The sequence below is a fragment of the Corallococcus sp. AB018 genome (assembly GCF_003986945.1).
Lineage (GTDB): Bacteria > Myxococcota > Myxococcia > Myxococcales > Myxococcaceae > Corallococcus > Corallococcus exiguus.
On record NZ_RAWR01000287.1, the window covers coordinates 1 to 11209 of the forward strand.

The 11209-nt window shown below is 66.5% G+C and carries 10 protein-coding genes; 3 read left to right on the forward strand and 7 right to left on the reverse strand.

Annotated elements, in window-relative coordinates; translation table 11 throughout:
* Positions 1–297 precede the first annotated feature (297 nt).
* A complete protein-coding gene (locus D7Y11_RS43975; protein WP_172815261.1) occupies positions 298–2508 on the forward strand; it encodes an FG-GAP-like repeat-containing protein in 2211 nt (736 codons plus the stop codon).
* Between the two features lie 11 nt (positions 2509–2519).
* On the opposite strand, the gene D7Y11_RS38550 is transcribed toward D7Y11_RS43975, so the two are convergent.
* From D7Y11_RS38550 to D7Y11_RS38570, 5 genes are all read right to left on the reverse strand, one after another.
* The gene (locus tag D7Y11_RS38550) at positions 2520–3185 is read right to left on the reverse strand and encodes a transposase (RefSeq protein WP_120578118.1); all 666 of its coding nucleotides are present in this window, start codon (positions 3183–3185) and stop codon (positions 2520–2522) included.
* Positions 3186–3191: 6 nt separating this feature from the next.
* A complete protein-coding gene (locus D7Y11_RS38555; protein WP_120578119.1) occupies positions 3192–3401 on the reverse strand; it encodes a hypothetical protein in 210 nt (69 codons plus the stop codon).
* A 30-nt stretch (positions 3402–3431) separates the two neighbouring features.
* On the reverse strand, positions 3432–3992 hold the full coding sequence (locus D7Y11_RS38560; RefSeq protein ID WP_126936178.1) for a DUF1993 domain-containing protein: 561 nt from the start codon (positions 3990–3992) through the stop codon (positions 3432–3434).
* Between the two features lie 331 nt (positions 3993–4323).
* Positions 4324–5160 carry a hypothetical protein gene (locus tag D7Y11_RS38565; RefSeq protein WP_126936179.1) on the reverse strand — a complete coding sequence of 279 codons (837 nt, stop codon included), beginning with the start codon at positions 5158–5160 and terminating at the stop codon, positions 4324–4326.
* 478 nt (positions 5161–5638) lie between these two features.
* Positions 5639–6406, reverse strand: a complete 768-nt coding sequence (locus D7Y11_RS38570; RefSeq protein ID WP_126936180.1) for a glucose 1-dehydrogenase — start codon at positions 6404–6406, stop codon at positions 5639–5641.
* Between the two features lie 255 nt (positions 6407–6661).
* Here D7Y11_RS38570 and D7Y11_RS38575 point away from each other — a divergent pair, with 255 nt between their 5' ends.
* Entirely contained in the window at positions 6662–7564 is a 903-nt protein-coding gene (locus D7Y11_RS38575) for a LysR family transcriptional regulator (protein ID WP_120574436.1), read from the forward strand.
* A 296-nt stretch (positions 7565–7860) separates the two neighbouring features.
* Here the strand turns inward: D7Y11_RS38575 and hppD are convergent, their stop codons facing one another.
* Positions 7861–8943 carry a 4-hydroxyphenylpyruvate dioxygenase gene (hppD, locus tag D7Y11_RS38580; RefSeq protein ID WP_158624256.1) on the reverse strand — a complete coding sequence of 361 codons (1083 nt, stop codon included), beginning with the start codon at positions 8941–8943 and terminating at the stop codon, positions 7861–7863.
* A 156-nt stretch (positions 8944–9099) separates the two neighbouring features.
* A complete protein-coding gene (locus D7Y11_RS38585; RefSeq protein ID WP_126936181.1) occupies positions 9100–9924 on the reverse strand; it encodes a hypothetical protein in 825 nt (274 codons plus the stop codon).
* 109 nt (positions 9925–10033) lie between these two features.
* Here D7Y11_RS38585 and D7Y11_RS38590 point away from each other — a divergent pair, with 109 nt between their 5' ends.
* Positions 10034–11047, forward strand: a complete 1014-nt coding sequence (locus D7Y11_RS38590; RefSeq protein ID WP_120574433.1) for a hypothetical protein — start codon at positions 10034–10036, stop codon at positions 11045–11047.
* The last annotated feature ends 162 nt before the right edge of the window (positions 11048–11209 follow it).

An 11209-nucleotide genomic window follows, 5' to 3' on the forward strand; every position in this document is an offset into this window, starting at 1 on the left:
GTGCTGGCGTCACCTCCACTCGAAGGTTTGACGCTTGGCCGCGCACCTGGGGCTCACCGGCACTGTTGGCGATGCGCTACCATTCCCATCTCTGCGCATCGATTCGCGGAGACGGACACAGGCATGACATGGACTTTCTGTCGATGGTCCTCCAGGACTTGTTGGCTGGCAGCCCGAGAACGTTTGCCATCAAAGTGTTGCGTGCCTGGCAGCGGGGAGCACGGAATGGTGTCGTTCATTCCATGAGGAGGGGGGTCCATTCTGGGCTTCATCCTGCTCCTCGGAGGGAGACACTCGATGCGAAGTCATCTTGGTGTGCTGTGGTCATGGGGACTGGGCGTGGCGCTGGCCTTGTCGCTGGGGGCGTGTGCCGTGGAGTCCCTCGATGAGACGGTAGGTCCTCCGGAGGATGGGGTGTCGCAAGCGGGTGACGCGGCGTTGACGCGTGAGCGGCCGGAAGCCTCCTTGACGTGGGACCCGTATGCGGACGCGGTGGTGTCGAGCACCACGGCGGCGGTGCTCAACGCGAGCGCGGCGTTGGGCGCTCCGGACGGGCAGGCCGCGACCATGCTGAGCGTGCTCAACTCGGCGCTGGTCCTGGACCTGGGCCAGGGAGAGGAAGGCACCGGAGACCTGCGCGTCTACTATCAGGGACTCACGCTGGCACTCGTGGCCCAGGTGGACTTCCTGAAGGCGGATGGGACCTTCATCGGCTCCAGCACGTTGCACCTGAAGGAGCTGGGCCTGGGGACGCATATCGCGGTGGCGACGTACCCGGGGAACGTGCCCTATCGCTACGTGCGCCTGAGAGGCGCGGTGCTCGCGCTCTACCTGGTGGACGCGGTGGAGACGTCGCTACGAGTCTTCTGTGGAGATGGAGTGTTGGGCGGATTCGAAGTCTGTGACGACGGCAATCAGCTCTCGGGAGACGGCTGCAACAGCGTCTGCCAGTTGGAGCCGGGCTACACCTGCACGGGAGAGCCGACAGTGTGTACCGACATCGACGAGTGCGCCGCCGGTACCGACAACTGCAACGACAACGCCTCCTGCACCAACATCGGGGGCTCCTTCACCTGCGCCTGCAATGCGGGGTACGAGGGCGACGGCGTGACCTGCACCAACATCGACGAGTGCGCCGCAAACCCCTGCCTGAACGGTGGCACCTGCATCGACGGCGTGGGTAGCTACACCTGCAAGTGCGCGCCCACCTACGAGGGGAACATCTGCCAGTCTTGCTCAGGCACCCTCGCGGACTGCAACGCGAACTCGTCCGACGGCTGCGAGGTGAACCTCCAGAGCGACGCCGACAGTTGCGGCGCCTGCGGCATCGTGTGCTCGACGGGCCAGATCTGCTCGAACGCCACCTGCCAGACCGCCCCCACTGGACAGGTCCCCGGCACGCCGGTCAGCTCCCCCGCGAACCACAGCCCGCTGGCCCCGGCGGTCGCCGATGTGAATGGCGACGGCAAGCTCGACATCCTGGTGGCCAATGCCGAATCCGGGTCGACCCAGACTCCCTCTGGCTCCCTCTCCGTCTTCCTGGGGAATGGCGACGCCAGCGTCCAGTCGGAGGTCAACTACGGGAGCGCCTCGCTCTCCAGCAACGCGGTCGTGGCCGTGGACGTGGACGGCGACGGGTGGCTCGACGCCGTCACCGTCAACGGCCAGACCAACCTGCCCCTCATCAACGGAAACATCAGCGTCTACAAGAACCTGGGCTCGAGCGCGCCCGGGACCTTCGGCGCGCCGACGAGCTTCACCACAGGCACCCCGGGCTCCGTCCACCTCTGCACCGGGGACTTCGATGACGACGGGGTGGCTGACATCGCCACGACCAGCGTGACCCAGAACCAGGTGAGCGTGCTCTTCGGCACCGGCGCGGGCAACTTCGGCGCGCCCACGTTCATCGGCATCCAGAGCACCGGCGGCGCTCAGTCGACCATCGCCTGCCGTGACCTGAACAGCGATGGCTTCTCCGATATCGTGGTGACGAGCCCCGCCAGCGCACGCCTGTCAATCCTCATCAACCAGGGAGACGGCACGTTCGCCGCACCAGTCGCCTACAGCAATTCCGCAAGCGGCCAGACGGCGGGCATCGCCTTCGGCGACGCCAACGGCGACGGCACGCTCGACATCCTCTCGAACGGCGCGGCCGGCCGGTACCTCTTCTACTTCAGAGGGAACGGCAACGGCACCTTCGCGAGCGGCGTTCAGTCAACCGCCGCGGCCACTACGGCCACCAACTCGGCGCTGGGCGTCGTGGCCGGTGACTTCAACGGCGATGGCAAGCTCGACGCCTACATCCTCGTTACAACGGCCTCGGGCGGCGTCCGCCCGATGACCGGCAACGGCAATGGAGGCTTCACCTCGGGCACCGTCGTCACGACCGGCGCCTCGCCTGGCCTCAACGCCATCGCCACCGCGGACATGGACGCGGATGGGTACGCCGATCTCATCCTGACCAACAGGGGCTCCGGCACCGTGACCGTGGTCCCCAACGGACTCTGAGTCGCACCCCTTTAAACATCTCGCTTGACGTAGTCGACGGCGCCGGCAGCGAGGACGCGTGACTTCGCGACCTGCCGGCGCACCTCGCTCGCTGGCGCGTAGCCTTTCTTCTTCGCTGGCCTCGGACCGCGAGGATGCTTGAGGAGCATCACAGGGTCTACACGCCTTGCCATTTCCACCAGCGTCCGGGCCAGCCGCTTCGATGTCTGGCCTTCGTATGGGACCCAGACTTCCTCCGGAAGGGCGGCCTTCATTCCGCCGTAGTACTCGCGCAGTTCGGCCGCGATGTAGAAAGGGGAGATGGGTTTCTCCTCGCACACCGGGTGGGCGGTCTGCACCGCCTGCAAAAGGGCCAACACGTCGTAGGCCAGCAGCGCAACGCAGAATCCAAGCAGGGCGCCCCGGGGAGAGCCAAGGCTTGGTACCTCACTTTCGAGGACGGACTCCAAGCGGCCCAAAAGGCATTCAATACGCCAGCGCGTGCGGTACAACTGGGCGAGGGTGGTGGCTGCCTTTCGGTTCGCTGGGACGTTCGTCAGCAGCCGGATGACGGTTTCGCCGTCCTTGGTCGGCGCGTCGAGTTCAATCTCGATGCGCCGCAGTCGCAGCAGGCCGTTGGCTCCGTCTGGAATGGACACCGGCTGCTCGAATACCGTGCAGGTCTCGATGCGCCCCACCTTCCTTCACGGGCGCTCCTCGCTCGGTGAGGGGTTGCGTGCATGTTCCCGCACCAGCAGGAAGGCATCGTGGGCGGCGAATGTCTGGAGAATCGAACGCGTGCTGAAACCTCGGTCCGCCACCCAGAGGTGTCCTGGCTGGACTTGCGGCAGCAGATGCTGGAGCAGCGAGCGCTCATGGTCATGCGCGTCCTCCCAGGGAAGCACGTCGGCCACCAGGTCCAGGTCCGGGTCACATGGTTCAGCTCAACCCGCCCCCCAGTTGCCCAAAAAGTCACCCATGGTGAGTCGCACGCCTTGGTTGCGCAAGATGCCGTAGGCGGTGGTCACGTGATAGAAGAAGTGGGGGATCGCGAATGCGATCAGAAACTGGCGGCCACTGGAGTGCATCGAGCCACGGCGGTGCTCGATAACAATCGCTCGTTCAAGGCCGGCTTCGAGGTCGCCTGGCGCGAGCTCTCGGAGATAGGCGATCGTCGCATCGAGCCGCTGGTGCAGATCCGCAAAGCTCTTTGCATCGTTCGCGGCCGGCACCCGTGGCGCACCCAGCAACTGCGCGATCGCCAACCTGGCTCCCTCCGCGGCCCAGTGGACTTGCGCGGCGAGCGTGTACAGGTGCAGGTCAGCTGGCGCGCCACTCGCAAGGCCGTGCATGGGCCCTTCCGCAGCGAGTTGCGCGTCCAGCAACGCCGCCTCACCGCTGCCACTGGCAGCGGCATGGTCTTCGGCCTTCGTCAGCTGCGCTTTCAAGTTGGTCAATCCGCGGACGAACAGGCCCGCAGATAGATCATAGGCATTCAAAGACATGGCCCATCCTTCACAGCGTCAGGCGCCAGTGCCAACCGGCGCGTATTGATGAGTTGCGATACTTAACCGCACCTTGTCCCTCGCAGCCAGCGGAGCGTACGTCCAACCGGGTTCACAGGAGTCGTGGGCGCCCCCAGATTCACGGCTCGGATGAACCCGTCGGGGGTCGCGGGTTGAACCTGCATGAGCCGGCTGGAGCTGAGTGAGGAGCAGATGACCGAGATTCAGAACGCGCTGCGCTCGGGGCTGGGCTACTACCGCGCTCGACCCCAAGCAGTGCTCAGTCTTCTCGGCTCACTCTGGAGCCCGCCCCAATCAGCCGAGGCGTGAATCAGGGCGCTTCGATGTCCGGCGGCACCTGGAGTGCCAGGTCCTGGCAGCTCGCGGGCACCAGCCCCTTCGCCATGGCACTCTGGCGATACTGTCTTCGTAGCTTCAGGCTTCGACTTTCCGACTCCCCACCCTTCTGCTGCGGCTCATCAGGCGCCTGTTCGAGCGAGCAACCGTACACCTCACCTTCGACCCGGTGGGGCATGGAGGGCGAGTCGCCCGTCCGCGGCGAAGGTGGCGCGCACGTAGGCAGCGTCTCCTTCAGGCTCCACCGGGTGTACTGCCGCGACACCAATTCCAAGCGAGGCGGGATGTACTCGCTGCGGAACTGATACTCAAAGCGCGTCACGGTGCGCATCATGGGCACGTGACCGCATTTCTGACGGTGCTCGAAGCGCGTCACCATTCGCGTGCGCGGCACGGAGCGGGTCGTCTTCGAGGAAGGGTCGTACTGACTCTCGTAGTAGGTTTCCGAGACAGTGCGTGGCTCCGTGACGGACTGGCATTGAAACTGGCTTTCGAAAACAGTCTTCGTGACGGGAACCATGTGATGCCGCATCTCGGTACGCCCCGGCGTACTTTGAAGCGTTCGGCCAATCTCAACTGAAGACTCCGGCACAATCTCCGTCCGGCACTCTACCGGCTCCCCATCCTGGTCACTCGCCAGCACGATGTGCACGTCGCTCACGTAACGCCCCCCTGCGGCTTCCGCGCGTTTCATGAAGTCGAGCAGCAACTGGGTACCATCCTGCCGGGCACCGAAGGCAACCGACAGCGTCCATGGCTTGAAGCCAGAGGCCGCGGCCTCCTCCCTCGTTGTCAGGGTCACTCCGTTCACCTGGTACCCCTGAGGCTTATGCATGCACCCAACTGCAACGAGAAACACCCACGCATGGCTTGCAACCCGTCTCAAGAGACCACCCCCTCCTATCGACCGCTCGGACTTCATAGCAGAAGACCGTACTGACGCGGAGTGGATGGCAGCCCCACCCGCCTTCATGCCGTGGGGACCGTCCCGCCATCGATGACGAACTCCGGACTGAACCGCGCGCTCCATCGGCACTTCGGCCAGACGCCCTCGGCCTTCCGCAGGGCCCAGTGCGCTTCCGTGAAGACGGTTCGAGAGGCCTGCTCTCTCAGGACCGACCGCGGAGGCCGGCTTCCCACGCCTACTCGCCAGAGAGCAGTTGAGGAGCGTGAAGGCCATGAGGAATTGGCGTCTGTTCTTTTCGCTTCGGCACGGGGCCTTGCCTGCGTAGAGCGCCGTCGAATCGCGTCCGCGGATCCACGGGACGGCTACATCTTCGGCTCCGTGCTCAATGTGCGGTGAATCCTCCATCGACCGGCAGGCAGACGCCGACCACGAAACTCGCGCCCGGACTGCACAGCCACAACACGGCGGCTGCAACCTCGTCAGCCCGACCGAGCCGTCCAATCGACTGCTCCTTCAAGATTCCCTCCATCGCGTCTGCCTGGCCCTTCAGCATGTCCCGCACCATCGGCGTGTCGATGGTACCGGGGCAGACCGCGTTGACGCGGATGCCGCGCGGCGCGTACTCAACGCCCGCACTCTTGGTCATGCCGAGCACGGCGTGCTTGGTGCCATGGTACGCCGCGCGCTGTGGGAGTCCGACCAGGCCGCCCAGCGACGAGTTGTTCACGACCGTGCCAGACCCCTGCTCACGCATGACGCGCAGCTCGTGCTTCATGCTCGCCCAAACACCGAACTGGTTGACCGCCATGACACGATGAAAATTCTCCGCCGGCTCCTCCGCGGCGTCACTCGGGGGGACCTGAATGCCAGCGTTGTTGAACGCCATGTCGAGCCGGCCATACTCCGTCACTGTCCGATCGACCGCGGCGGCGACCTGCGCCTCGTCGGTGACGTCGCAGGCCACACCGATGGCGATACCGCCTTCTTCGACGATCTTCGCGGCTTCCTTCGCAGCGAGCTCTCCATCGCGATCCGCCAGCACCACAGAAGCTCCGCTCTGTGCGAAGGCTCGCGCCGTGGCGAGGCCCATCCCCATCGCCGCGCCGGTCACCAGGGCCACCTGCCCCTTGAAGTCATACGTCGGATTCATGTCTCGTTCTCCAGATTGATGTTGGGATGCAGACCACGAGGCAGGCCCTCGCGAACCTGTGGCCGCACGGCTACCAGGCGTAGGCTTCGGGCGCCTGGCCGCACGGCCCCGGCCAGATTCCATCCAGCCTCGTCATCGTTTCGCTGCCTTCCGGACTCAACATGTGCCCAACGCCCTTGATGCAACAGGGCCCAGTAATGGATGCCTTGGTAAGCTGAACTTGACAATCAAGGCCGCACGGGCCGAAGCAAGGTCATGGACGACATCCCGTTTACGCAGCTCCAGGCATTCCTGGCGGTCGCCCGTGCCAACAGCTTCATCGGCGCCGCTCGCGAGCTCAGCATCTCGCGCTCGGCCGTGAGTCAGTCCGTGCAGCAGCTCGAGGAGCGCCTGCGGGTGGTACTCGTTCAGCGCACGACGCGGAGCGTCTCTCTGACGGACGCTGGGCGCCGCCTCGTCGACCGTGTCGGCCCCGTTTTCGCCCAGACCGCCGCCGCGCTCGCGGAGGTCTCCGCGAAGCATGGTGAGGTCGTCGGGCGACTCCGGCTCTCAGTGCCGCATGCGGCGGTGTCGCTCATCCTTGAACCCGTGCTGCCAACGTTCCGCGAGAGATGCCCTCGTGTCGAGATCGAGCTCGTTCTCGACGAGCGCTTCGTGGACATCGTCGCAGGCGGTTACGACGCCGGCGTTCGCCTCAGCGAGAGCATTGAGCGTGACATGGTGCAAGTGCGACTCACAGAGCCTTTCCGCTTCGTCGTGGTCGGCTCACCCGGCTACCTGGCCAAGCACGGCCGTCCGAGGCGCCCCGAGGACCTGCTCGAGCATGAGTGCATCACGTTCCGGTCGCCGACGACTGGCGCGCTGTACGCGTGGGAACTGGAGCGGGGTCGCAAGTCCTGGCGCGTTCCGGTGCGCGGCGGCATTGCAACCAACGACGGACTCCTGTGCTCGACGCTTGCGAAGCGAGGGCTCGGCCTCGCGTACTCGCCGGAAGCCTGGATCCGCGATGAATTGCGTCGGGGAGAACTCGAGGTCGTGCTCGAAGAATATGCCCCCATGGTGCCGGGGTACTTTCTCTACTACCCAAGCCGCAACCAGCAGTCGGTGCCCCTGCGCCGCTTCGTGGAAACCGCGAAGGGACTGCTGTTGGGGCGGTAACCGCCATGCGCTCAATACAGAGGGCGCCGCCTCGACCACGCCGCCGCGCGTCTGCTCCGTGGCTGCCCGTCAGTCGATCCGCGTCCAGGCCGCGCCGTCGTAGAGGAACAGATCCTTCGGGCCGGCAGCGCACAGGCCGCTCTCGCCAACGCTCAGGGACTGCAAGGTTCGTGGACGACCGCCACGCAGACGGCGCGGTTGAGGCCGACGCAGGCGTCGACGAACGAGGCGTCTGAGGTCCAGTGCTCCGGCAGGGTGCGGGCGTCAGTACCACGCCTTCGCACACGCCGAAGCGCTCAGGACTGGGCCCGGCTCAGCTCGTGCTCCACGGCCTCGTAGAGGGCGCGGATGTTGGCGCCGCCGAAGCCGCGTGCGTCCTTGCGCTCCACGGCCTCGAAGAAGAGCGTCTGCCGCGGGTGCACCGAGCGCGTGAAGGACTGCAACAGCAGGCCCCATGCGTCCCGGTCCACCAGGATGCCCATCTCGCGCAGCGGGCCCAGGTCCAGGGGAATGGGGCCGAGCCGCCCCTCGAGCCGGTCGTAGTACGCCGCCGGGATGTCCAGGAACTCGATGCCCTGCGTCCGGAGCTGCCGCGCGCTGGCGACGATGTCCGGGGAGAGCATGGCCAGGTGCTGCACGCCCGGTCCGCCGTGGCGCGCGAGGAACTCGCCAATCTGCCCCGGGTTCTCGTGGGAGATGGGCTCCTGCATGGGGAAGCAGATGCGCCCGGAGGGGCTCTGCACCACCTTGGAGTTCATCCCGCTGCCGTGGGTCTTGACGTTCTCCTCGTGCGACTGCCGGAAGCCGAAGGCCTCCGTGTAGAAGCGCACCATGGCGTCCAGCGTGCCCGGGGACAGGCAGATGGCCACGTGGTCCAGGCCGGAGAACAGCTCCTTCGCCGTTGACTGAGGCGCGTCCACCGCGCGCAGGCCCGGGGGTAGGAAGCCCTCCCAGGGCCCCTCGCGCTCGATGAGCGAGTGCACCACGTCGCCCATGGCCTGCACGGTGGCCTTCAGCACGCGGCGACCGTGGCCGTCCTGGAGGATGGCGGGCTCGCGCACCGGATGGGCGCCGCGCTCGATGACGTGCGCGTAGGTGGCCACCAGGTCCGGGGTGCGCAGCGCGATGTCCCGCACGCCGTCACCGTGACGCTGGACGTACTCGGACGAGGGAGACTCGGGGGTGAGCCCCTGCGTCAGCAGCACCCGGCAGCGGCCCTGCTGCATCAGCACGCAGCGCTGCGCCTCGAGCCCCGTCTCCGGACCGCCTTCCGCGACGCGACGGAAGTTCAGCGCGTCCGTGAAGAAGCGGGTCGACTGGAGGAGATCTCCGACGCACAACTCGATGTACTCAATCTCATCGACGGCCACGTTCTTCATGTCGATCCTGGAACCTGCTCGCCCCAAGCCAGGCAGCGAGAAGCGCTGATGCCGCATGTGAACAAAAACACTGCGCGTGTATCCAATTGAGCTATTTTTCCAGTACTGTCAAGCATACCTGGATTCACAAGAAGTACAGGGATGTGTCGCGTCGGGTCAGGCTTTGAAACGCGCGGGATTTCCTCCGCGTTTCAGCGCCTCGGACAGCCACCGGCCATAGACGGTCTGGACGGTCCGCGCGTCGGGCCAGAACCCGCGGGCGGCGTATTTGAACAGGCGGCCCGCGGTGCGGCGGCCGCTGCGCATGTGGACCACGCGGAGGCGATGCCGGACGAAGTCGGACCACGAGTGGGGACCCGCGCGCAGGTAGGCGCCGTCCAGGGTGAACTGGCAGATGCTGAGGTCCGTCTGCTCGATGAGCGTGTCCGGCCTGGCCCCGTCCGGGAAGAGCGACGGAATGTACATGAACTGGATGACATGCCTCTCCGGTGAGGTGAGGCGCATGCAGTACATGTCGCGGCCATCCGGCATCGTCCGCAACAGGAGCCCTGGCAGGTCCGGCACGGACGCGTTCCTCGGGGGCTTGCGCACGGGGGATGGCTTGCGGCGCAGCATGCGCGGCACCGGGATGCCCGGCCAGGGATTCATGTACTGCAGCCGGGTGATGGAGTAGCCCGACTCCAGCATGCGGTTCAGGGTGCGTTCCATGGCCGGGAACGAGCCGGAGAAGAGGTCGTAGTCCCCATCGTCCACCGACGTGGTCATCTCCCCGCCAAGCCACCGCAGGACACGTCCGCCAATCATCCAGGTCTGCTCATCCAGCAGGTGGCTGTGGGGCAGCACCGGGAGCTTCAGGACCCGGCGCACGTCCTCGATGAGCGGAGCGCTCTTCACCCCCGCCGCGTTCGGGTCGCGCAGGTCGCTCACGCCGAGCAACTCGCAAAGGCTCTGTACCTCCGACTGCGTGAAGTCACGGACCATGGACTGCTCCTGTGGGACGCTGGGGCTGGGACGCGCGGGCTCGCGCCGGGAGCCGTGCGGCTCCTAGGATGCCGGCCGCGGCGCAGGCAAAGGATGGGGAATTCACGTGATGGATGAAGAGCTGTCGCTGGTGGGCTTCACGGAGGACATGAACCTCAACGCCGTCTTCTTCGGCTTCCTGGGGTTGTTCCAGATGGTGTTCCCGGGCCGCCTCCAGGCCTGCTACCTGCTGGGGAGCCACGCGACGAGCGAGGCCGTGGGCGAGAGCGATATCGACCTGACGCTCGTCTTCAAGGGCCGGTTCCAGCCGGGAGAGCGGCGGCGCTTCGAGCACTTCCGCCGGCACGTGAGCCCGCTGAGCCCCCTGTCGCTGGATGCGAACGCGGTGGAGGAGGAGCAGTTGCTGGAGGAGGGCGCCGTCAACCTCAAGAAGACGTCGCTGCTGCTCATGGGCGAGGACCTCCGGGAGCGCATCCCGCTGATGCCGCTGGACGCGTGGATCCGCTACTGCATGCACCGGCCCTACGTCTTCATGGAGCGCGCCCGGGCCCGCGCCGAGGGCGAACCCCTGCGCTTCCCGCTCATCTACCCGGACCCGCGCGGCGAGCTCTACGGCTACGACCACCGCGAGGTGCTGGATGCCCAGGGCCAGTCGCACCGGGGCTTCAAGGAGCTGGTCACCCTGGCCTGCCGGCTGGCGACGGCCGAGGTGGCGGTGAAGGCGGGCGGGTACACGTATTCCAAGCGCGAGGCCATCGAGGCGCACCGCGAGCTCGTCAACGACGCGTGGACGCCCCTGTACGAGCAGATCTACGCGGCCCGCAAGCGCTGGGGCTACCGGGTGCCGGAGGCCGCCGAAGACGTGGCGCACCTGCGGTCGCTCTGCGCGGGCATGTTGGAGGCGGAGAATCATTTCCTGGGGCTCTACAAGGGCTTCCTGCTGGAGGAACTGCGGCGTGGAGCGGTGAAGGACCGCGTGCTGGCGGCCCAGCGGCTGGGGGAGATCGCCTACCCGGGTGATGAGGTGCCCGCGGCGCTGCGGGCCCTCGCGCAGGCCCCGGAAGAGGAGCTGCGCGAGGCGGCGGCGGAGTCGCTCCGTCGCCTGGGCCCGTCCGGCACCTGACCGGCGCTGGGGCCGGGACTACCCGACCCGCTGGAACGAGTCCCCGGACCGGGCCCGCTCCAGCAAGGCCGTGAGGCGCTCGGCCAGCGCCTCCACGTGAGGCATGGCGATGAGGGTGAAGTGGTCGCCCGGAACCTCGAGCACCTCCACCCCGCCCCGCGC

Coding starts and splice junctions, on each gene's coding strand:
- D7Y11_RS43975 (WP_172815261.1), top strand. CDS start 298: ATGCGAAGTCATCTTGGTGTGCTGTGGTCATGGGGACTGGGCGTGGCG.
- D7Y11_RS38560 (WP_126936178.1), bottom strand. CDS start 3,992: ATGTCTTTGAATGCCTATGATCTATCTGCGGGCCTGTTCGTCCGCGGA.
- D7Y11_RS38570 (WP_126936180.1), bottom strand. CDS start 6,406: ATGAATCCGACGTATGACTTCAAGGGGCAGGTGGCCCTGGTGACCGGC.
- D7Y11_RS38575 (WP_120574436.1), top strand. CDS start 6,662: ATGGACGACATCCCGTTTACGCAGCTCCAGGCATTCCTGGCGGTCGCC.
- hppD (WP_158624256.1), bottom strand. CDS start 8,943: ATGAAGAACGTGGCCGTCGATGAGATTGAGTACATCGAGTTGTGCGTC.
- D7Y11_RS38585 (WP_126936181.1), bottom strand. CDS start 9,924: ATGGTCCGTGACTTCACGCAGTCGGAGGTACAGAGCCTTTGCGAGTTG.
- D7Y11_RS38590 (WP_120574433.1), top strand. CDS start 10,034: ATGGATGAAGAGCTGTCGCTGGTGGGCTTCACGGAGGACATGAACCTC.